The 21,322-nt window shown below is 48.2% G+C and carries 19 protein-coding genes; 8 read left to right on the forward strand and 11 right to left on the reverse strand.

Translation table 11 applies throughout. The annotated features are described in order from the left end of the window. Positions 1–53: 53 nt before the first annotated feature. Positions 54–1,259, reverse strand: a complete 1,206-nt coding sequence (locus tag L1N97_RS07435) for a dipeptidase (RefSeq protein ID WP_236129337.1) — start codon at positions 1,257–1,259, stop codon at positions 54–56. A 272-nt stretch (positions 1,260–1,531) separates the two neighbouring features. Here L1N97_RS07435 and L1N97_RS07440 point away from each other — a divergent pair, with 272 nt between their 5' ends. The 4 genes from L1N97_RS07440 (at position 1,532) to L1N97_RS07455 (ending at position 5,132) form a co-directional block, all read left to right on the forward strand. Then, a complete protein-coding gene (locus L1N97_RS07440; RefSeq protein WP_236129338.1) occupies positions 1,532–3,721 on the forward strand; it encodes a M3 family metallopeptidase in 2,190 nt (729 codons plus the stop codon). 220 nt (positions 3,722–3,941) lie between these two features. Beyond that, positions 3,942–4,340 (forward strand): cytochrome b562, encoded by a 399-nt coding sequence (locus tag L1N97_RS07445; RefSeq protein WP_229584416.1) that lies wholly within the window; start codon positions 3,942–3,944, stop codon positions 4,338–4,340. A gap of 173 nt (positions 4,341–4,513) precedes the next feature. Next, positions 4,514–4,711: a general stress protein CsbD gene (locus tag L1N97_RS07450; protein ID WP_229584415.1), complete on the forward strand. Its 198-nt coding sequence runs from the start codon at positions 4,514–4,516 to the stop codon at positions 4,709–4,711. 241 nt (positions 4,712–4,952) lie between these two features. After that, entirely contained in the window at positions 4,953–5,132 is a 180-nt protein-coding gene (locus L1N97_RS07455) for a hypothetical protein (protein ID WP_229584414.1), read from the forward strand. 52 nt (positions 5,133–5,184) lie between these two features. Here the strand turns inward: L1N97_RS07455 and L1N97_RS07460 are convergent, their stop codons facing one another. Then, positions 5,185–5,883 carry a YebC/PmpR family DNA-binding transcriptional regulator gene (locus tag L1N97_RS07460; RefSeq protein WP_226750218.1) on the reverse strand — a complete coding sequence of 233 codons (699 nt, stop codon included), beginning with the start codon at positions 5,881–5,883 and terminating at the stop codon, positions 5,185–5,187. 133 nt (positions 5,884–6,016) lie between these two features. Here L1N97_RS07460 and L1N97_RS07465 point away from each other — a divergent pair, with 133 nt between their 5' ends. Both L1N97_RS07465 and L1N97_RS07470 read left to right on the forward strand, forming a co-directional pair. Continuing rightward, positions 6,017–6,613, forward strand: a complete 597-nt coding sequence (locus tag L1N97_RS07465; protein ID WP_236129339.1) for an HAD family hydrolase — start codon at positions 6,017–6,019, stop codon at positions 6,611–6,613. A gap of 144 nt (positions 6,614–6,757) precedes the next feature. After that, positions 6,758–7,690, forward strand: a complete 933-nt coding sequence (locus L1N97_RS07470; protein WP_236129340.1) for a GGDEF domain-containing protein — start codon at positions 6,758–6,760, stop codon at positions 7,688–7,690. Between the two features lie 93 nt (positions 7,691–7,783). Here the strand turns inward: L1N97_RS07470 and L1N97_RS07475 are convergent, their stop codons facing one another. Beyond that, a complete protein-coding gene (locus tag L1N97_RS07475; protein WP_236129341.1) occupies positions 7,784–10,879 on the reverse strand; it encodes a transglycosylase domain-containing protein in 3,096 nt (1,031 codons plus the stop codon). 10 nt (positions 10,880–10,889) lie between these two features. Continuing rightward, positions 10,890–11,972: a ferrochelatase gene (gene hemH, locus L1N97_RS07480; protein WP_236129342.1), complete on the reverse strand. Its 1,083-nt coding sequence runs from the start codon at positions 11,970–11,972 to the stop codon at positions 10,890–10,892. Between the two features lie 179 nt (positions 11,973–12,151). On the opposite strand from hemH, the gene L1N97_RS07485 reads away from it, so the two are divergent. Both L1N97_RS07485 and L1N97_RS07490 read left to right on the forward strand, forming a co-directional pair. Further along, complete coding sequence (locus L1N97_RS07485) at positions 12,152–12,589, forward strand: hypothetical protein (protein ID WP_236129343.1); 438 nt, start codon at positions 12,152–12,154, stop codon at positions 12,587–12,589. Continuing rightward, positions 12,586–13,716, forward strand: a complete 1,131-nt coding sequence (locus tag L1N97_RS07490) for a PQQ-dependent sugar dehydrogenase (RefSeq protein WP_236129344.1) — start codon at positions 12,586–12,588, stop codon at positions 13,714–13,716. The genes L1N97_RS07485 and L1N97_RS07490 overlap by 4 nt, the downstream gene beginning before the upstream one ends. Positions 13,717–13,908: 192 nt before the next feature. On the opposite strand, the gene L1N97_RS07495 is transcribed toward L1N97_RS07490, so the two are convergent. The 7 genes from L1N97_RS07495 to L1N97_RS07525 form a co-directional block, all read right to left on the reverse strand. Continuing rightward, positions 13,909–14,388: an FKBP-type peptidyl-prolyl cis-trans isomerase gene (locus tag L1N97_RS07495; RefSeq protein WP_226750211.1), complete on the reverse strand. Its 480-nt coding sequence runs from the start codon at positions 14,386–14,388 to the stop codon at positions 13,909–13,911. Positions 14,389–14,534: 146 nt separating this feature from the next. Beyond that, entirely contained in the window at positions 14,535–15,335 is an 801-nt protein-coding gene (gene trpA, locus L1N97_RS07500; RefSeq protein ID WP_226750210.1) for a tryptophan synthase subunit alpha, read from the reverse strand. Next, entirely contained in the window at positions 15,335–16,534 is a 1,200-nt protein-coding gene (gene trpB, locus L1N97_RS07505; protein ID WP_229584407.1) for a tryptophan synthase subunit beta, read from the reverse strand. The genes trpA and trpB overlap by 1 nt, the downstream gene beginning before the upstream one ends. Beyond that, positions 16,527–17,960, reverse strand: a complete 1,434-nt coding sequence (gene trpCF / locus L1N97_RS07510) for a bifunctional indole-3-glycerol-phosphate synthase TrpC/phosphoribosylanthranilate isomerase TrpF (RefSeq protein ID WP_236129345.1) — start codon at positions 17,958–17,960, stop codon at positions 16,527–16,529. Before trpCF ends, trpB begins: the two co-directional genes overlap by 8 nt. Then, positions 17,953–18,993, reverse strand: a complete 1,041-nt coding sequence (gene trpD / locus L1N97_RS07515) for an anthranilate phosphoribosyltransferase (RefSeq protein WP_236129346.1) — start codon at positions 18,991–18,993, stop codon at positions 17,953–17,955. Before trpD ends, trpCF begins: the two co-directional genes overlap by 8 nt. Continuing rightward, complete coding sequence (locus L1N97_RS07520; protein WP_236129347.1) at positions 18,993–19,619, reverse strand: aminodeoxychorismate/anthranilate synthase component II; 627 nt, start codon at positions 19,617–19,619, stop codon at positions 18,993–18,995. The genes trpD and L1N97_RS07520 overlap by 1 nt, the downstream gene beginning before the upstream one ends. A 2-nt stretch (positions 19,620–19,621) precedes the next feature. Then, complete coding sequence (locus L1N97_RS07525; RefSeq protein ID WP_236129348.1) at positions 19,622–21,193, reverse strand: anthranilate synthase component 1; 1,572 nt, start codon at positions 21,191–21,193, stop codon at positions 19,622–19,624. Positions 21,194–21,322 lie beyond the last annotated feature (129 nt).

Here is a 21,322-nt window from a genome sequence, read left to right on the forward strand (position 1 = left end):
GCATAAAAAAGGCCCTTGGTTGCAAGGGCCTGACATCATGACGAGCTTAACCGTTAACTGGCTTGTTTAGCCGCATAAGCTTCTACTTCTGCCCAAACGCGCATCAGGTTACCCGAGAGAATTTTCACGATATCTTCTTCGCTGTAACCGCGTTTAAATAAGCCTGCAATCAAGTTCGGGTAGCTGGCCACGTCTTTTAAACCGATGGGCAGTGAATCGCCGACGCCATCGTAATCCGAACCGATACCCACATGGTTAATACCCACTAACTTTACCACATGGTCGATATGGTCCAGCACGGTGTCTAATGTCGCAAACGGATAAGGATGGGTTTTGCTATAAGCTTCGCGAAATGCTTGATTATCTTCCACGCCCGCTTGCTGCGCAGCCGCTTTTCGTAAGGCGTTATATTGATTGGCTTGGCGTGTTACGAAGGATGAACCAAAGTTAATTTGGATCACGCCGCCATTTTTGGCCAGCGCTTTTAACATATCGTCATCCATATTACGCTCAAAGTCAGGTGTGTAGCTGCGCAGTGACGAATGCGAAGCAATTACCGGTACTTTACTGATGGCCACGGCCTGATAAAAGGCATCGTCTGATACGTGCGAAATATCAATCATCATACCGATATTGTTCATCGCCACTACCAGCTCTTTGCCAAACGGACTTAAGCCTTGCCAGCGGCGACGGATATCATAACTAGAGTCCGAAATATGATTACTTTCAGAGTGGGCGAGCGTGATATAACGCACACCACGCTGATAGAAATGCTGTAAATTTTCTAATTTACCTTCGATCGGCGTGCCATTTTCCATCCCCATGGCTAAAGAAATTTTGCCGCTACCAAATTGTGCCAATACCTGCTGTGTGCTGCTGGCCATGGCAAATTTATCCGGGGCGCGTGCAACCAGGGCTTCCATACTATCAATTAGCTGATTGGCCAGTTGGTAACCTCCGCCAGTGCGCTCGTAGGACGCGGGAATGTAAATAGACATAAAGGGCGCATTTAAGCCCCCTTGTTGTGCCCGGGGGTAGTCAAATTCGCCGTTAGCCGTGGCAACCGTTACATCTTCCCATTTTTTATGGAGTCGATAAGGAACATCGATATGGGTATCAACAATAATATATTGCTGCGCCACGCGATCGGCGGTGTTTAGCTCAGCTAAGTTGTTACTTGTGGCTTGCATAGTCTGGGCACAGCTGCTTAACAGCAGGGTGCTACAGAGTATGGTCATAGCACTTAATTGAAATTTCATTAATCGTCTCTTATTGTTGGGTACGCCAACTTTCATCTGAGCAGCTTTTTGGGCTGCCGACAAGCACTATCCGACCAATATGCCAATATCAGCGCTGATTGAAGTGGGTTATTGAGCTCAGTCTGCGCTGGTTGCTCAGTGCTTTAAGCTGGATTAAATTGCGTTAGTGAATTTAATCACGGTACTCTAAGGGTACTGGCCGAGACTTGCTCGGTATCTAGGTTACTTATTAGCAGAGTCATACTGCTTTATCAGAATTTTTGGAGATGTGCATGAAATCTTTACCTCTTTGGTTAGGCTGCGCCCTAGTTTCTGTGAGTTTACTCGGATGTAACGACACGGCTGCGCCGACGGCAGAAAAAAATGCGACGGCCGCGGCCGTTGAGCAAGCGGTTACTGAAAAGCAAACTAACCCGTTATTACAAAAATGGACTGGTCCTTTCGAAGGCGTGCCGGCCTTTGACAAGATGCAGTTAGCGGATTTAAAACCCGCGCTAGAGCAGGGCATGGCGGCGCATTTGGCCGATATCGATAAAATCACGGCTAATCCTGCAGCCGCTAATTTTGAAAACACGATTGTTGCTTTAGAGCGCGTGGGTGCAGAACTCGATCGGGTTTTCACTTATTACGGCATTTGGAGTGCGAATAAATCGTCTGAAGAATTCCGTGCGATCCAACGTGAAATGGCGCCAAAGCTGTCTGACTTTAATTCTAAAATTACGCAAAACGAAGCATTATTTCAGCGTGTTGCCGCTGTTTATAATTCAGAAGAGATGAAGTCGTTAACCCCCGAGCAGCAACGCTTAACACAACTGGTGTACTTAGGTTTTGCCAATAACGGCGCTACGTTAAACGCAGAGCAGAAAAAGCGTTATGCCGCGATCAATCAGCGTTTAGCGCAGTTGTATACGCAATTTTCAAATAATACATTAGCCGACGAAGAAAACTACGTGTTGTATCTCACCAAAGAGCAATTAGGCGGTTTACCCACGTCTTTTGTTAACGCCGCTGCCGCTGCAGCCAACAGTCGTGGTAAAGAAGGCATGTATGCCATTACCAATACGCGCTCATCAATGGACCCTTTTTTAACCTATTCCACTGAGCGTGAATTGCGCAAGCAAGTCTGGAACACCTATTACAGCCGCGGCGATAATGGTGATGCACAAGATAACAATTCGTTAATTACTGAAATTTTGGCCTTGCGTGATGAGCGTGTGGGTTTGCTGGGTTTTGAGAATTACGCCACGTGGCGTTTACAAGATCGGATGGCGAAATCACCACAACGCGCAATGGATTTAATGATGTCGGTGTGGCCTGCGGCTATTGCACGGGTGCAAGAAGAAGTGGCCGATATGCAAGCTTTGGCTAAACAGCAGGGCAATGACATTACCATTGAGCCTTGGGATTATCGTTTTTATGCAGAGCAAGTGCGTAAAGCCAAGTACGATTTAGATTCAGACGAAGTTAAACAGTATCTGCAATTGGATAAACTGCGCGAAGCCATGTTCTATGTTGCTGGCCGCTTATTTAATTTTAACTTTACCGCGGTAGCAGATGGCAGTGTGCCGGTGTTCCATGAAGATGTGAAAGTGTGGGAAGTGACCGATAAAACCAGCGGTAAGCACATTGGTTTATGGTACCTCGACCCCTTTGCACGCACCGGTAAACGTTCGGGGGCTTGGGCCACCAGTTATCGCAGTTATAGCAACTTTGACGGTGCGAAAAACGTGTTGTCGTCTAACAACTCTAACTTTATTAAAGGGGCACCGGGCGAGCCTGTACTGATCTCTTGGGATGATGCTGAAACCTACTTTCATGAATTTGGTCATGCGCTACATGCGTTATCGGCTAAAGTCACCTACCCAACCTTAAACGGCGGGGTGCGTGATTACACCGAGTTCCAGTCACAGTTATTAGAGCGCTGGTTATTAACCGACGAAGTGATCAGTCAGTTTTTAGTGCATCATGAAACCGGCGAGCCTATGCCAAAAGCGTTGGTGGCTAAAATTAACAATGCCGCGACCTTTAACGAAGGGTTCAAAACCACGGAATATTTAGCGTCTGCCATTATCGATTTAAAACTGCATATGCTGGATGATCCAACAGGCATTGATCCTGATGCTTTTGAGCGAGATACCTTAGCGGCCATGGGCATGCCATCACAAGTTGTCATGCGCCATCGTACGCCGCAGTTTGGCCATGTGTTTTCTGGTGAAGGTTATGCTGCGGCTTATTACGGTTACATGTGGGCGGAAGTATTAACCTCGGATGCCGCAGAAGCTTTTGCCGAAGCGCCAGGTGGTTTTTACGATAAAGAGGTTGCTGCAAAGTTAGTTGAGCATTTGTTCAGTGTGCGAAATGCGGTTGATCCCGCCGAGGCCTACCGGGCTTTCCGTGGTCGTGATGCCAAAATCGACGCCTTAATGCGCGATCGCGGTTTCCCGATCCCGAAAGCCGACTAATCTCGGTTATTGCGTAATATAAGGAAGCCTGCGGGCTTCCTTTTTTGTCTCAAGCTTGGCCCACGACCGGCGTGTGACACTGCTGTCAAGGCAGCTTTCCAAGGTTTGCGCTTACCGTTACAAGCTAACCCCCTGTTGCAGCACTGGGTGGCGGCGCAATCATGATCAGCCTGACAGAATAAGGTATACTGCAAAGCATTATCAGATCTGAGAGAGTGTCATGATTAAAACAGCCCTATTAGCTATGTTACTTGCAGTGAGCAGTCAGTCGGTATTGGCAAAAGAGCCGGTTAATTTAGAACGAACCATGAAAACCATGGGTTTTGCCCACAAGCAAGCTTCTGAAGCGAGCACAACGGCAGAAGCCTTACCTTTTGTTGAAAAGTTACAAAAGCTGGTGCAGCAAGCTAAACAAGCGCCACTGCCCTCTGACAAAGCCGAAGTATACAACGAAGGCTTAGACAAAGTATTAGCTGAGCTGGCGCTGGCTAAAGCCGCGGTTACCGCGGATGACTTGCCTAAGTTAAAACAACACTTACAGCAAATTGAACAATTAAAAAAGCAGTACCATAAAGAGCGCAAATTCAGTTTCTGGCAATTAATTTTTGGAAAATATTAAAAGCATCAAGATGCTGAAAGTGCTTTAGATTAATCTGCTGGTTTAGTCGCAAAGGGTTAGTCTCAAAGCCTTTGCTAGCCTGTGTTGAGCCACAGTTTGACAAAGATCGCCTATACTTAAATAGACGCTACCAGCACTTCTTGAGTGGCGTCATGATAAGCGAGGACGATGCTATGAGTTCATTCTTTGCCGAAAGCCAATGGAGCAGTGTGCGAGCACAGGTCAAATGTGAGTGGGATAAGATCAGTTATGCTGAGCTTGAACTGACTCGCAATAATCCTGAGTATCTCACTGAGTTAGTGCAAGAGCACTACAATCTGGAAGAAGACGATGCCCGCCAACGGGTGCAAGCGTTCTTTGATAGTCTCTAACCACTTTTATTCACCCCAGTAGCAGCCTTTGCTACTGGGTTTTACTTTTTATCTAGCCTTTTTCAGCCCCCCCTCAAAAGGTATTTCAAACTAATAATCAGACGGATACGGCATCTTTGTTTAATCACCTTAAAGCAATTAATTGATTTTATTGGTTTGATTCAGGGCAGGGTCAGTTTATTTGCACTAGGCTTAAAGTATCGGGTAACCGATAAAGCCATAAATTGATGAGGATCAAGCGATGAAAGCAAACCAACATAAAGCCCATGCTGCCGAGCGGCAGTATCAGCAAGTAGATAGACAGCAGCAAGCGAAAGCGACAACGTCACTGAGTTTAGTCTGGCAAAAGCAACAGCAATTACGGCCGCAACCGTTAGCAGAGTTGGATATCGAGCGCTGTGCTGAACTGGGGTATAATTAATGTGCGAACTTGGCTGAGCAGTGACATTTTGGTGTACTGCTCAGCCTATTTATTAGGCTAAACCGACGTAGACGTTTTGTACGTCATCATCATTATCAATAGCATCTAAAAAGGCTTCAACCTCAGCCCGGGCCTCGTCATCTAAGCTCAGCGGGTTATTGGCACGATAGACTAATTTGGCTGAATGCACTTCATAACCAAAGTCGGGTAGGGCTTTTGCCACTAAATCAAGATCGGTCAGTTCAGTTAGGAAGATCACTTCACCGTCTTCACCTTCTTCAAAATCTTGTGCACCGGCTTCAATGGCTGCCAGCTCCATATCGGCATCGGCACTACTGGCCACGGCTTCAATTTGTCCTAAGTGTTTAAAGTCCCAGGATACCGAGCCCGCGCCTCCTAATTGCCCTTTACGAAATAAAATACGCATACTCATGGCACTGCGGTTTTTGTTGTCCGTTAAACATTCAACAATAACCGGAACCTGATGTGGCGCAAAGCCTTCATATACCACTGTTTCATAATTCACAGGGCCATCGAGTAAACCGGCGCCTTTTTTAATGGCACGCTCTAGGGTTTCTTTTGGCATGGATGCTTTTTTCGCGATTTCAATGGCTGAACGCAACTTGGCATTCATTGCCGGATCGGCCCCGTTACGTGCTGCAACCATAATCTCTTTGGCAAGTTTGGTAAAAATACGGCCTCTGGCATTGGCCGCATCTGCTTTATGCTTGTTCTTCCACTGGGCACCCATAATGAAGTCCTGTTAAGCTATCAATTAAAATTGGTGGGGTAGTCTAGCGAATAGCAGGCTTTTTTAGCAACTGCTGCATGATCTTTTTCGCAAAATAAGCCGTTTAAGATGGCATTAATCAAGAGGGTTTGCCATGAACTTGGCTCATATTAAAGCAGTGGTATTTGATTTAGACGGTACCCTGATCGATTCACGCTTAGATTTTGCAGCAATTTGCGATGATCTTGGTTGGCCGCATGGCACACCCTTACTTGAGCATATTGCCACGCTCGGCCCAGGTGCAGAAGCTGACCGGGTTCATCAGATTATTCGGCGTCATGAAAATGCCGGTGCAGCAGCGGCACAGTGGATGCCGGGGGCCGAAGCCTGTTTACTGGCGTTATTAGAGAAAAAGCTGCCACTGGCCATTTTAACGCGCAACATGCGCGAAGCCACCGAGCATGTGCTAACCCGGTTACAAATTCCGATTGAGTTAGTGCTCACACGAGAAGATTGTGCGGCCAAACCCGACCCGCAAGGCTTACATATCATTGCCGAGCGTTTACGCGTTCCATGCCAGCAGATGCTGTATGTTGGCGATTACGTATTTGATTTACAAGTTGCCGCCAATGCCGGGGCCGCATCCTGTTTATACCTTAACGACAGTAATCACCATTTTTTGCCGCAAGCGGATTACAGCATCGCTCACTTTAATGAGTTACAACAGGCGTTTTGGCAGCAAATGGCCTAACAAAGAGAATTTAACCGCAATGACTTGTCATTTTTACGTGATAGCCTCTATAGTATCAACATAAAAATAACAGTTAACAGGTGCACTTTGCTCGCTAGGTTAAAACAAAACTTCTATCTTGCTATGATCACATTAGTGGGTGTAATGATATTGCTATTCATTACGCCTTACGGTGTGTATCGTCTCTTCACGGGCAATATGCTGGTGGGAATTGCGGATTTAACGATTGTTTTTACCAGTTCAATCGCGGTGTGGTATGCATGGCACACCAATGATACGGTGCGGCCAGGCCAGTTTTTGGCACTGATATTTTGTATTGGTTTAGCCATTATCTGTACCAGTTTAGGCGTTAACGGCTTATTTTGGGTCTATCCGCTCATGGTGTTTATCTTCTTCTTAGTTTCCGCTAAAGAAGCCATCTTACTTTCCTTGTTATTACTTTTGTTATTGGTTGGCATTGATTTTCTTAAGCCGGGGCAAATCTTTGTTAATCATTATCAAATGATGTCATTCGTCGTCACCGCCTTTATCTGCAGTTTTTTCGCCTTTATGTTTGCCTATCGCACCCGGGCACAGAATAAAGAATTAAAGCATATGGCCAGTATCGACAGTTTAACGGGGGCGGGCAATCGTCATACTTTAAATGCCCAGTTAGATCTGGCTGTGCAGTTAAAACAAAAATTGAACTGCCATTACGGTTTAATTTTGTTTGATTTGGACTACTTTAAATTAATCAATGACAACTATGGCCATAAAGTCGGTGATCAAACATTGGTGCGCTTAGTGCCATTAATTTCGTCATTAATTCGTCAGACTGATCGCGTGTTTCGGTTTGGCGGCGAAGAATTTATTGTGTTGCTGCGTGATATTAAACCGACTGATTTATTGCATCTGGCCGAGAAGATCCGCCAAGGGGTTGAGCAGCAGTTAACCTTACCCGATGGCAAAGCGGTCACCTTATCCGCAGGTGTGGCCATGTTAGCGCCAGATGAAGATTGGGAGCAGTGGTTGCATCGGGCGGATATGGCGCTGTATCAAGCGAAGAACAATGGCCGCAATCAGGTGATTGCGGCTTAGTCTGCCCGCGAGAGGTGTGTCATTATATCGCTCTACTCGCGCTGCTTATTTTTCTACTCACGCCGCTGAGTCAGTTGCAATCTCAATCGTCTACTAAGGGCAGCTGCCATTATCTTTTAGTAATGGCATGAGCAAGGGCGACATACCGTTTAATACTTGCAGCGGTAGTGCCGAAGTAAAAGAGTAGTCGTCTGCCGCATTGCCTGGAATATAAACACTGATCACCCCAAAGTAATTATCACTGAGATAAAACGCAAAGGTTGCCGTGCGATTGAGTGCGCGCGACTGAACGGTCTCGCCACGGCTGTTCACCGTACTGATACGATTGTCACCTGTGCCGGTTTTACCCCCAATAATCGCCAAGTCGGGCAAGTTACTTAAGCTAAAATGCGGTAATAAACGCCGCCCTGTGCCAAGCTGAACAACGCCCGCTAAGTTTTCGCGCAACACCTGAGCAACTTCGGGTGCCATAACGCGTGTTGCTTGCACTTCTGTGCGACTTAAAGCCACATCGTAAGGCGTATTTGCGGCAAAGTGCACCCCGGCAATTCTGAACATCGGCAGTCGTTTACCGCCATTTTGAATAATGCCCATCAGCTCCGCTAAAGCAGCCGGTCGATCGCCAGAGCTGCCTAATGCGGTAGCCAGTGACGGTACCAAGTACTCAAACGGATAGCCCATACGCTGCCAGCGCTGATGAATATCCCAAAACGCCTCGATTTCGAGCATTGTGCGAATGCGATTATCCCGGGCACTACGCGACTGCGTGCGGAATAACCACTGATAGGCTTGCTGCCGCACATCGGCGCTGAGCGTCGTGGCTTCGGCTAGGGTGGCTGCCGGTTGCTGCTGTAAATACGCCAACAACCATAACTCTAACGGGTGGCTGCGAGCTAAATAGGCTTGATCCGGTAAGCTAAACTCGCTGGGCGAGTATTTTTTATAAAGCTGACGCCATTGTTGCGTTGTCAGTGGGTTATCAGTAAAACGCTGCTGCATGGCGCTGATAAATTCACTTTCGCTTTGGCTGGGGTTAATAAAGCGATAGCCGGCACTTAAGCGGTCAGGTGTTTGCCGCAAACCATTTAAAAACACGTCTAAGCGCTCGTTGGCGCTGAGCTTGTGGTATTTACGCCAGAAACGTTGTAGGTATTTTACGCCCTCGTGATCGGCAAAACGGCGTAAATATTGATCACGGCGCGGATCGTTATCGTTTTTCAATAACTGATAACTGCTGCTTTCACCATGATGGATACTGTATTGCACCAACTCTTGCATTAAGCGTACAAAAGGCAGGTTAATCGATTCATACAAGGCTTTGCGCAGTGTCGGTGTCATGCGATCTTCTTCACGGCGGAAATTGCCGAAGGTATGTAAGCCCCCGCCAGTAAAAAAGCTGCTTCGGGGATCGGCAGAAAACTCACGATCCATCGCAGCATTGAGCATGGTCAGTAACGTTACGCCAGGATTGGCAATCAGGTAGTTTATGGCCCACTGCGACAGCTCATCTTGTGGTGCTATATCTAAAAAGGCCAGTTGCTGGGGCGACTCTTCAGCATATAACTGGTGGATCTCGGCCACCATTTCCAGATAAGTGGCTAAGGTGCGCAACTTCGCGGTTGAGCCCAGCTCTAACTTACTGCCCTCGTTTAAATCAAAAGGTTGCTCTGCATGGTTATCGGTTTGCACTCGCAGCTTATTGCCTAGCGGCGTGCTTTCATACAGTGTAAAACTGTATTTAACGTTGCCAATCTGGTTTTCTTGTAATAAACGTTGACCAATAATACCGGCATTATTGGCCGCGGGCAGTTGTGATAATTGCTGCAAATAGCGATTTATTTTTGCCTGCAGTGGCAAGTTTAACGTGGTTTGCACCGTTAAATCGAGCCGGTCGGTTTGATATAAACTGCGGCCTAATAAACCGGCGACACGGTTTCGCACTAACAAGGCCGTTTTATCTAACTTACGCGTGGTTTGCCGAGCTTGCTGATTAAAATTTAAGGTTTGCTCGCTTGCCGCGGCATACCAAGCCGGCGATAGAATATTAAATTGGCGTAATAAACGCAGGTGGCTGTCTACCAGTTCTTCCAGCTCGGCGCGGCCTTGCAGTAAATAAAAGCTGGGGCGACGCTGGGCAATAAACAAGGCTAACACCTGACGCAGCGCTTGGCCATGAGCGGCGGTGGGTTCTGCATCTTGCAGTAAACGATTGACCTGCATGGCATCAACACCAAACCAGGCATTTAAACCATCTGCAATACCATGTATTTCACCTGCTTGGGGTGTGGCGGCTAAAGGCACGGTATTAATGTAGTCTAAGGCGATTTGCATTCGTCGCGCCATGGTTTCTAAGCCGGGTTGATAAGCGCGGATACTGGCTGATGCCATTTGGCGGAGCTTATCGGCAAAACCTGAGGTAAAACCTTGTGGCGAGTGCCGATATTTTTCGATTTGCGTCGCGAGGGTACTGCCACCGGCCGCGGCGGCTTCTTGTCCTGCTAACTTTTGCGCTTGTGCTAAGCCGGCAACGGCCAAACGAGACCAGTCAATGGCCGGATTAGTCAGCGGTGCGGCTTGAAATAAATCTCGGTTTTCAATGAATAATAAGATCCGCAACATCAGCGGTGCAACATCACTAAACTGAGCATATTGCTGTTCAGGTGTTTGATAACTGAATAACGGTTGTTGCTGGCAATCGAAAATTTGCAAGCCCCATTGGGTTTTTTCGGCATAGGGTGGGTACAAGCCCCACTCGGTGTAGCGCTGTAAACTGGGTGAAAAACGACTTTGGCTGGTAATATTAAAGCCACTATTATTGAGTTTGATTAACCAATCGGCTAAATGGCTATAGCCAGCCCGTTGGTCAAAGGGCCCACCCGTTGGATAAATGGGTTGTTGCTCGGCAGGTGCCGGGCCTGTGCCTTGTTCAAAGGTTAATTGTGTGGCCAGGTAATGCCAAACCCGCGCTTGCAAGAAGCTGGTGCGTGCTTCTTGATAAACGAGGCCAGCTAATAGCAGCAAGACTAACAGCCAAAGTAACCACTTCAACGGTTTCCAATTATGGACCCGAGGGGCGACGACTTTACGTTGGTTTTCGCGTACATTTTCAAAATGCCGTCTTTTTAGCACTGGTGGCCCTTCTAACGGGGCGTCACCAATGCGGGGCTCAACTCTTTTTTCGTCTGACATAGTGGTGACTTTATTTCACTTCCTCGTGGTTAAGTTGCTGCGCCCGAACCAGTCTGTCAGGATCAGCGGTAATTTGCCAGCCTTGTAAATTATCTAAAATAAGCTGTGTTAGCGCATCAATATGTGCAGGGCTGTCGTTCAGTGCGGTAATGTATTCGTAACGCTCACCACCGGCCTGCTCAAAATACTCTTTGTTTTCTTCCGCGATTTCTTCAATCGTTTCTAAACAATCAGCAGCAAATCCTGGACAGAACACTTGCACGCTGTGCACACCTAAACCCGGTAACGCTTTTAGCGTTTCGTCGGTATAAGGTTTTAACCATTCTTCGCGGCCAAAGCGCGATTGAAAGGTGGTCATGTATTGATCTTTTCTTAAGCCGAGTTGTTCGGCGATCAAGCGTGAGGTTTTGTAACATTCACAGTGATAAGGATCGCCATTGAGTAAATAACGCTTTGGAATACCGTGATAAGAAAACAGCAATTGATCGGTTTGGCCATGTTGCTGCCAATGTGCTTGAATTTGTGCAACACAGGCTGCGATATAAGCTGGATAATCATGGTAATGGCTGATAAAACGCAGATCTGGCAACCAGCGACGCTGCGTAAAGTTAGCGGCTAACGCATCAAAGGTTGAAGCCGTAGTGGCGGCAGCATATTGAGGATAAAGCGGTAGTACCAATAACTTGCGCACGCCCTGTGCCATCAAGCGTTCAATGGCACTGTCCATACTGGGATTGCCATAGCGCATGGCATAATCAACCACAACATTATGCTGGCCTGCCGCGGTGAGGGCGGCTTGTACTGCTTGGCTTTGGTTCACCGTATGAAATAACAAGGGGGAGCCTTGCTCGGTAAATACACCGGCATAAGCTTTAGCTGAGCGACGAGGCCGAATATTTAAAATAATGCCATTTAAAATACACCACCATAATAAGCGGGGTACTTCTACCACACGAGGGTCCGATAAAAACTGTTTGAGGTAACGACGCAGAGCTTTAGGCGTGGGTTCATCTGGTGTGCCTAAATTGGTTAATAACACGCCGATTTTATCGGCGTCGCCATGACTATAATTTTTGCTGTTGATATAACCCATAATCGGTAATTACTCTCACTGAAAATCAAAAAAGACGTTACGGCAGCGGGGAAATGACAGATCGCCAACATAAGGCTGATCTTAGCAGTTTGTGTCACGTAAACCTATTACCGGATGCAGATAATCTTGTTCTGCCGTATGCTGAGTGCCTGACTTAGCGCAAAAAAAGGGAATAACGGATGAAAATAATCAGTTACTTTGTACTGGCCGTGTTGTTAGCGGCTATGCTGGGTACCGCATTACAAAGCGCGGCCAATTTATGGGCGATCACCCAGCTGGCAGGTTCGGTGTCGTTAGCCGATCAATGGCGTACTTTTCTTTTCGATTTACGGCATTTTATGCCGCTATTAGCACTGATCTTTTTGCCCATTTTGATATTAAGTGTGCTATCAACCAAGCTGATCTGTCGGTTCTTGCCATTGCAACCGCTGGCCGCCATGTTTGCGGTAACGGCATTAGCAACTTGGCTAGCCCTTAACCTGATTAATTATTTGGCCCCTATGCCAACGCTGATTGCGCTGAATCGCAGCACGAGTGGTACGTTGTTATTGCTCTGTTGCACCGCCTTTGCAGCGGTATTTTTTCAATGGATGACAGCGAAACGGAGTACGCGATGAACACGTCTATCGTTAAAAAACTGAAAGCCTTACAGCAGCTCACCCTGAGTTTAACGTGCAGCGCCTTGCTCAGTTTGCCCTTAGTGGCCGAAACCTCTTGGCGCCTTGATACCGTGGCCAGCGATCTCGATTTTGCCTGGTCATTGGCCTTTATGCCCGACGGGCGTTTTTTAGTCACCGAGCGCACTGGCCAGCTGGTTATTCTGAATGCCGATGGCAGTGAAGCCAAGCGCCAAGCCGCGGCCTTGCCCGATATGTTTGTGGCTGCGCAAGGGGGGTTACTCGACGTGCTGCTGGCGGCTGACTTTGACAGTAGCGGTCGGTTATTTTTAAGTTACTCTTGCGGAAATTTAAATGCCAACAGTACTTGCTTAGCCAGTGCCCAATTAGTGAATGATGAATTAACCGCCATTCGACCGATTTTTCGGGCGCAGCCTGAGCGACGCGGCGCCGCCCATTACGGTGGGCGTATGGTGCAATTACCCGATGAAACCTTAGTGTTAACCTTAGGCGACGGTTTTGACTATCGGGAGCAGGCGCAAAATAAAGCCAATCATTTGGGTAAAACGGTGCGTCTGACGGTGGATGGGGCGGTGCCTGCCGACAACCCTTTTGTTAATGAGTTTGGTATTGCCGGGGAGATCTTCACACTGGGCCATCGTAACGTGCAAGGCATTGTCTATGATCCACAAACCGGGCAACTTTATAGCCATGAGCATGGGCCTAAAGGGGGCGACGAATTAAACCTGCTAAGTGCCGGGCAAAACTACGGCTGGCCTGTAGCCACCTATGGTGTGGATTATACCGGCGCGCGTGTCTCGCCTTATCAGCGTTTTGTGGGCATGCAAGATCCGTTGTATGTTTGGACGCCATCCATTGCCCCCGCGGGCATGACCTTATATCAAGGAGAGTTATTTCCACAGTGGCAAGGGAATATCTTTGTCAGTGCCTTAGCCGGTAAAGCGTTACATCGTTTGCAATTAACGGCGGGCAAAGTCACGGCAGAACAAGTACTGTTAGCGGATTTAGCTACTCGGCTACGGGATGTGCGCACGGGGCCAGATGGGGCGATTTACCTGTTAACCGATGGCGCTAAAGGGCAGTTACTGCGCTTATTACCGAATTAGCGCGAAGTGGTGGCGTGTTTAAGCACGCACTAATCTGTTTGCTGAATGCATTAAACTGAGGCTCATAAAAAACGCAGCGTCAAAACGCTGCGTTTTTTGTTTTTCAGCTAAAGGCGGCTGCCGCTGAACGGAGATCATTGCTCCGTAAACTGAGAGCGAGAAGCGTAAAGCTTTTAGCGCAAGGCTTAATGCTTAATGCTGATGCCCACCTGCGCCGTGGGCATGGCCATGCGCAAGCTCTTCTTCTGTGGCTTCACGTACCGACAAAATCTCGATATGAAAAGTCACCGTTTTACCGGCTAAGGGGTGGTTAGTGTCTACGTCAGCTTTAAACATACCCATTTTAACGATGGTGACTTGGCGCTCGCCATGATCGGTATTAACCCATGCCACCATACCCGGTTTCCATTTTTTGGCACCTTGCAGGTGTTTGACTTGTACGCTTTGAATGGCATCGGCTTTGCGCTCACCATAAGCATCCACCGGAGCCAGTGTCACTTCTAGCGTGTCGCCAGCGTTTTTATCTTGTAAGGCTTCTTCAAGCTTTGGCAGCATTTGATTGTGGCCATGTAAATACAACATGGCATCACCTTGGCGTGAGCTTTCAAGCTCAGTGCCGTTTTCGGTGATCGTGTAATGAAATTGTACAACACTGTTAGAACTGATTTGCATGATGAGTCATCTTCTGAAGGTTATCGTGGCGCTATTATAACGCGCTCGCAGGCGGCGTCAGAGAAATTTGTGCAGGTTTTAAAAAACGGTGTAAGCCGTAACAGCAAGACGATCCGCAGCTTTAGCCAACGGATCGTCTGTAATGCTTAGCTGGCGGCTTTCATCTCGCTCACAAATTGCTGTAACTTACTGAGCATTAAAGCCGGATCGGCTTGGTTTTGCTCAATAATGTTAACAATTGCCGAGCCGCTGATCGCACCGGCTGCGCCATTATCAATTGCTGCCCGAACTTGCTCTGGTGAAGAAATACCAAAGCCAAGTAGTGGTGGCGCCGGATTATAAGCACGAATACGTTCAATCAAAGCCGCTGTCGGCATCGCTGCTTTGGTTTCGGCACCGGTTACCCCAGCACGACTTAACAAATAGGTGTAGCCACGGCCATAAGAGGCAATCGCACGTAAGTCATCATCATCGACATTCGGCGGCACAATATAAATCGGTGCAATATTGTGTGCCATGGCCGCTTGACGGAACATTTTGCTTTCACTCAGTGGCACATCCGCAATCAGCACGGAGTCAACGCCTGCGGCGGCAGCCGTCGCATAAAACGTGTCCAGGCCTTTTGCCATAACCAAGTTGGAATACAGCAGCAAACCAATTGGAATGTTTGCATCATAGGCACGAATACGCTTAATAATATCGAAACACATGGCGGGGGTGACACCCGCAGCCAGTGCGCGGATATTAGCATTTTGAATGGTGGGGCCATCGGCAATCGGATCTGAGAACGGAATACCTAACTCTAAGGCATCAGCACCGCCATCAATTAAAGCTTTAATAATTTGAAACGACAGCTCGGGCTGTGGATCGCCCACGGTAACGAACGGCACAAAAGCGCCACGTTTTTCGTCACTCAGCCGCTGAAACATCTGTTGATAACGTTGCATTACTCTGCTCCTTGCTGTTGTGCGGCTAATACACTGTGCACATGCGATAAGTCTTTATCGCCGCGACCCGATAAATTAATTAATAGCACCATGGGCTCGGTTGCTGCTTCGGCCATTTTAATGGCGTGCGCTACGGCATGAGAGCTTTCTAATGCCGGAATAATCCCTTCTTTCATGGCGAGTAATTGAAAAGCCGCTAAGGCTTCGTCATCGTTAATGGCCACGTATTCAGCACGACCAATTTGTTGTAAATGGGTGTGTTGTGGCCCAACAGCGGGATAATCTAGACCGGCTGAAATAGAGTAAGACTCTTCAATTTGGCCATCGGTGGTTTGCATAATCGCGGTGTAAGCACCGTGCAAAATACCGTAACTACCGGTACTTAATGCCGCACCATGTTGATGGGTATTAATCCCTTTACCACCGGGTTCAACGCCGATTAGGCGCACGCCGGATTCTTCAATAAAGTCGGCAAAAATACCGATAGCGTTTGAGCCGCCACCGACACAAGCGATCACTGCATCGGGTAATTGACCTTCAGCTTTGAGGATCTGTGCTTTAGCTTCTTCACCGATCATCCGTTGGAAATCACGCACAATAGTGGGGAAGGGGTGAGGGCCCGCTGCGGTGCCTAACATATAGTGAGTGGTTTCGTATGTGGCAGACCAGTCGCGCATCGCTTCGTTCACGGCATCTTTCAAGGTGCCTGAACCGGCGGTAACTGGGATCACGGTTGCTCCCATTAGCTGCATCCGAAATACGTTCGGTTGCTGGCGCTCAATATCTTTAGCGCCCATATAAATGCGGCATTTTAAACCCAGTAAGGCACAGGCTAAAGCGGTTGCCACACCATGTTGGCCTGCGCCGGTTTCAGCGATCACTTCTTTTTTACCCATGCGTTTCGTCAGTAACGCTTGGCCTAAAACTTGGTTGGTTTTATGGGCGCCACCGTGCAGTAAGTCTTCACGCTTCAGATAAATTTTCACCAGCGGGTTGGGTGATAAATTGCGGGTTAGCGTTAATGGTGTGGGCCGACCGGCATATTCCGTCAGCAATTGTTGAAACTCGGCATGAAACGCCGGATCTTGTTGAGCGTCAACAAAGGCCGCTTCTAATTGCTTTAAGGCGGGCACCAACAATTGCGGCACAAACATACCGCCATATTGGCCGAAGTAAGGATTAAGTTTTAGCTCACTCATGTGGGACACTCTTCTTAGTCAAAAAATCAAATTCACGGATCCGCTGAAAGGCACTGGCGATTTTCGTCGCGTCTTTCAAACCGGCAGCCGTTTCGAGGCCGGAATTCATATCTAAACCGGCAACCGGCAGTGCTAAGGCGGCAATGAGATTATCGGGGTTCAAGCCACCGGCTAGCATAATCGGTTGTTGGCTTTGCAGTTGTTGCAGTAAACGCCAGTCGAAACTGACACCCGAGCCACCGTGTTGTTGTGGATGAAAGCTATCTAATAAGATGCGATCAGCTAAGGCGGTAAACGCCGGTAATTCGGCTTGTACTCGATAGGCTTTCCATATTTCACAGCCGGTTGGCAATAAGGGTTTTAATGCCTGTAAATAAGCATCGTCTTCATCGCCATGTAACTGTACGGCGGCTAAGGCTAATTGGCTTGCTAAATGGGCCACTTGCTCTTTTTCGGCGTTCACAAATACACCGACAAAGCGCAGCGGGGCCGCTTTGACTAGCTCGGCCGCTTGCTCGGCGCTTACCGCGCGAGGGGAGGCCGCTGCGAATATCAGGCCTCCATAATAGCCACCGGCTTGATAGACCGCTTGCACATCTTCAGCACGGGTTAAACCACAGACTTTATGCTCACCAATAATCAAGCGATGACAGGCGCCGGCTAAATCGGTTTGCGCCATAAGCGAACTGCCCACTAAAAAGGCATCGGCTACGGGTAATAATTGCCGCACTTGCTGATTTTGATAAATGCCTGATTCGGATACCACGGTGCGATCCGCCGGGATCAGCTGTCGTAAGCGTACGCTGGTTTGCAGATCAGTACTCAAATCGCGCAAATTACGATTGTTAATGCCAATTAACTCCGCCCCTAGGGTGACGGCACGTAAGGTTTCTTGCTCATTACTCACTTCAGTTAAGATGGTCATACGCAGTTGTTTGGCCACCGTTGCCAACTCGCGATACTGCGTATCATCTAAAATCGATAACATCAGCAGTACTGCGTCGGCACCGGCTTCACGCCCTGCGTAAATCTGATAGCTCGAAATAATAAAATCTTTGTGCAGCAACGGTTTGTCGGTAAGCGTACGCATTTGCCTTAAATACTGATAGCTACCCTGAAAGAAACTGCTGTCGGTCAGAACGGAAATGCCATCAGCATAGCAGTTATAGACGCTGCTAATTTCGTTTAAATCAAAATGTTCACGGATCAAGCCTTTGGAAGGCGAAGCCTTTTTACACTCTAAAATAAAACGGGCACCCGGTTGTTGTAACACCGCTAAAAAATTACGCTCAGTGGCGATCACCTGATCGATAAACTGCTCAAGCGGGCGCTCTGCCATCATTTCAGCGACTTCGAGTCGTTTTTTATCGACAATTTTTGCCAAAACCCCTTCAATTACCACCTGGGGTGTCGTTGTTTCAACCACGACTTAACTCCTTCATGCTGTGCAACGTTTGCAGCGCTTTGGCGCTGTGCAGATGCTCTAATACTGCGCGGGTATTCACTTTTAAATCAGTACCTAAGCCTGCAATTTTTAGCATCGCCGCCACATTAACTGCCACCGCCGTTAAATGCGCTTCTGGCGCGGTGCCAGCTAAAATGGCTAAGGTTGCTGCCGCGTTATCGGCTGGCTCACCGCCTGCCAAGCTGCTTAATGCTTGCGGTTCTACCCCAAAATCGGCAGGGGTTAGGGTAAATTCGCTAAGCTCGCCATTTTTTAATTGGCAAACATAGGTATTGCCATGTAAAGCAATTTCATCACAACCACTGCCGTGCACAACCCAAGCGGCTTTCGTGCCCAGTTGTTGTAATGCCTGCGCCATCAGTTTGCACAGGCCAGCATCATACACCCCTAACAGTTGAAAATCAGGTCGGGCTGGGTTAATTAGCGGCCCTAGTAAGTTAAACAGGGTACGGCTTTTCAGAGCGGTGCGTACCGGCATCGCGTGCTTGATACCACTGTGATAAAGCGGTGCAAACAAAAAGCTACAATTGCTGCCTTTTAAGGTGGCCGCGGCTTGCTCTGGGCTAACTTGAATATTAATGCCAAGGTATTCCAATAAATCGGCTGAGCCTGAGCGGGATGACACACTACGATTACCGTGTTTGGTTACTGGCAAGCCCATGCTGGCTGCAACGATGGCTGCAGTGCTAGAAATATTAATGGTGTTGCTGCCATCACCGCCCGTACCACAACAATCAATGGTGCCACTGACCGTCGTTGGAAAGGGGGTAGCGGCGGCTAATAAGGCTTGTGCTGCCCCGGTAATTTCATCGGCAGTTTCGCCGCGCACTTTTAAGGCGACCAGCAAGGCCGTTAGCAGCACGGGTTCAACTTGGCCTTGTACTACCGCCGTAAAAAATTGTTCGGCTTGCGCACGGCTCAGGCTTTTGCCATTTAAGCTTTGCTGCACCAGAGGCAGAATGTGCTGCGTCTGATCATGTTGAGGCTGCGACATCAGTCTTTACTCCTTAGTAAATAGGCAATACTTTGCTGCAACAACGGCTTACCCAGCGTGGTGAGAATAGACTCTGGGTGAAACTGAAAACCCAGCATCCGTTGGCTTTCGTTTATCACGGCCATCGGGATATGCCGCTCAGTGGCTAATACGTACAGACTATTCGGCAGTTCGGTGGCCATTAATGAATGATAGCGCGCCACAGGAAAAGGCCGTGGCAAGCCATGAAACACCGGGTGTTCGTGCAGCGTTATTGCTGAAGTCTTGCCATGTACGGTCTCACCTGCGCGTCCGACCAGTCCGCCGTAATGTTCTACGATAGCTTGATGGCCCAAACAAATACCCAGCACCGGATAGACACCCGCAGCAAGGCGCAATAAAGCTGGCATGGAGCCCGCATCACCCGGTGCGCCGGGGCCTGGCGAAAGCACTAATAATACCGGGCCTGTTTCTTGCTGCATTTTGTTGAAAATAAATTCAGCCGGTACGGTGTTGCGATACAGTTTTAACTGGCAGCCCAACTGTGCAAATTCATCGACAAGGTTATAAGTAAAAGAGTCGATATTATCTAATAAATAAATCGTCGGCATGCGGCTTCCTAAGGTCGTCATGGCTGGCGTACTCATGCTTAGTACCCCGCCTGTTGAATAGCTTTAATCACGGCTTGCGCTTTATTGCGGGTTTCTTCCGCTTCTAGCACGGCAACAGAATCAAATACCACGCCGGCACCGGCTTGAATATGTGCCATGCCCTGAGCAACATAGGCTGAGCGTATGACAATACAGCTATCAAAATCACCATTACCGGCTAAATACCCCACGGCACCGCCATAAGAGCCGCGCTTTTGGCCTTCAACTTGGCGAATTAATTCAGCGGCTTTCACTTTGGGTGCGCCTACTAAGGTGCCCATATTCATGCAGGCTTGATACGCGTGCAGGGCATCTAATTCTGGTTTTAAGGTACCGACCACACGTGAGACCAAGTGCATGACATAAGAGTACCGATCCACTTTTAATAGCTCTTTAACATAGCGACTGCCGGGTACCGCGATACGCGCCACATCATTTCGGGCTAAGTCGACCAGCATTAAATGTTCGGCTTTTTCTTTTTCATCTTGGCGCAGTTCTAACTCAATACGGCTGTCTAAATCACGATCAATGCTGCCATCGGCGGCAAAGCCACGGCGACGCGTACCCGCAATAGGGTAGATCTCAACTTGCCGGTTGTCGGCAGCAAATTTTAAAGCCGATTCTGGCGAGGCACCAAATAAGCAAAACGCCGGATCTTGTAAAAAGAACATATAAGGGCTGGGGTTAAGCTGCTTTAATTTGGCATAGGCCGCTAACGGGTTGGGGCACGGCAGTGAAAAACAACGCGAAGGCACAATTTGAAAGACATCACCGGCAACAATATGCTCTTTTAAGTTTTCTACTTGGCTGGCAAAATCGTCATCGCTAATATCAACCGATACGCTGCTATCTATGGCCGGTTTACCTGGTGCTAACGGAGGGGTTTGCGCCAGTTGCTGTTTTAGTTGCTCTAGGCGTTTACCAATGGCAAAACAGTTGGCAGGGGCATCGGCACCACAAAATACGTTGCCGACCAAGCGGCTTTGCTGGCGCTGATGATCAATCGCTAGGGCGGTTTCTGCCAGATAAAACACATAATCAGGGCATTGATTGGACTTGACCGGCACTTCGGGCAATTGCTCAATGTTTGCCACCATGTCATAACCAATCACGCCGCCTAAAAAGATGGCAAAAGGCTCATCACTTTGGCCGCGTAAGCTTTGTTGCACTAAACGCAGCGCACTAAAAGGGTTAGCTTCAGTTAAACGACTGATTTCATCTAACAGCGGATCAGGGCGTTTAAATTCTGCTATAAGTTGTTCGCCGTTTAATGTCACCTGCGCTAAATCGGCAAGCTGCTCGGCTAAATAGGGTAATAAGCCTAAGCCATTATTGCTTAACGCATCGATGATGACCTGTTGCCCGTTACATTCTAAACGGAGCGCCGCATCAATTAACATTAAGCTGTTAACGCTATTTTTGCTGTCAATTTCAGCCGACTCTAGCAGTAATGAGCAACGGTCGGCCGAGCACAGTGACGCATAAGCGGCTAAAGCATCAGCCTGATAAGGCACAGGCAGTGCGATACTGGCGACTTCGCCTGGGGTATCGGTGATATGACTAAAAATCATCGGTATTATCCTTTACACAAACCAGCTATAAATTCAGGGTAAAAAAAAGCCCGTTTCTTTTTGAAACGGGCTTAGGTTATTAAAGCGAATACAACGCCTACACATGCCCGTTGGGAATGTGCCACCACC

The organism is Rheinheimera sp. UJ63 (genome assembly GCF_021568285.1).
GTDB lineage: Bacteria > Pseudomonadota > Gammaproteobacteria > Enterobacterales > Alteromonadaceae > Alishewanella > Alishewanella maricola.

Coding starts and splice junctions, on each gene's coding strand:
- trpD (WP_236129346.1), bottom strand. CDS start 18,993: ATGTCGCAGCCTCAACATGATCAGACGCAGCACATTCTGCCTCTGGTG.
- L1N97_RS07450 (WP_229584415.1), top strand. CDS start 4,514: ATGAGTTCATTCTTTGCCGAAAGCCAATGGAGCAGTGTGCGAGCACAG.
- L1N97_RS07525 (WP_236129348.1), bottom strand. CDS start 21,193: ATGATTTTTAGTCATATCACCGATACCCCAGGCGAAGTCGCCAGTATC.
- L1N97_RS07445 (WP_229584416.1), top strand. CDS start 3,942: ATGATTAAAACAGCCCTATTAGCTATGTTACTTGCAGTGAGCAGTCAG.
- L1N97_RS07520 (WP_236129347.1), bottom strand. CDS start 19,619: ATGAGTACGCCAGCCATGACGACCTTAGGAAGCCGCATGCCGACGATT.
- L1N97_RS07490 (WP_236129344.1), top strand. CDS start 12,586: ATGAACACGTCTATCGTTAAAAAACTGAAAGCCTTACAGCAGCTCACC.
- L1N97_RS07465 (WP_236129339.1), top strand. CDS start 6,017: ATGAACTTGGCTCATATTAAAGCAGTGGTATTTGATTTAGACGGTACC.
- trpB (WP_229584407.1), bottom strand. CDS start 16,534: ATGAGTGAGCTAAAACTTAATCCTTACTTCGGCCAATATGGCGGTATG.
- trpA (WP_226750210.1), bottom strand. CDS start 15,335: ATGCAACGTTATCAACAGATGTTTCAGCGGCTGAGTGACGAAAAACGT.
- L1N97_RS07440 (WP_236129338.1), top strand. CDS start 1,532: ATGAAATCTTTACCTCTTTGGTTAGGCTGCGCCCTAGTTTCTGTGAGT.
- L1N97_RS07460 (WP_226750218.1), bottom strand. CDS start 5,883: ATGGGTGCCCAGTGGAAGAACAAGCATAAAGCAGATGCGGCCAATGCC.
- L1N97_RS07455 (WP_229584414.1), top strand. CDS start 4,953: ATGAAAGCAAACCAACATAAAGCCCATGCTGCCGAGCGGCAGTATCAG.
- L1N97_RS07495 (WP_226750211.1), bottom strand. CDS start 14,388: ATGCAAATCAGTTCTAACAGTGTTGTACAATTTCATTACACGATCACC.
- hemH (WP_236129342.1), bottom strand. CDS start 11,972: ATGGGTTATATCAACAGCAAAAATTATAGTCATGGCGACGCCGATAAA.
- L1N97_RS07475 (WP_236129341.1), bottom strand. CDS start 10,879: ATGTCAGACGAAAAAAGAGTTGAGCCCCGCATTGGTGACGCCCCGTTA.
- L1N97_RS07470 (WP_236129340.1), top strand. CDS start 6,758: ATGATATTGCTATTCATTACGCCTTACGGTGTGTATCGTCTCTTCACG.
- L1N97_RS07435 (WP_236129337.1), bottom strand. CDS start 1,259: ATGAAATTTCAATTAAGTGCTATGACCATACTCTGTAGCACCCTGCTG.
- L1N97_RS07485 (WP_236129343.1), top strand. CDS start 12,152: ATGAAAATAATCAGTTACTTTGTACTGGCCGTGTTGTTAGCGGCTATG.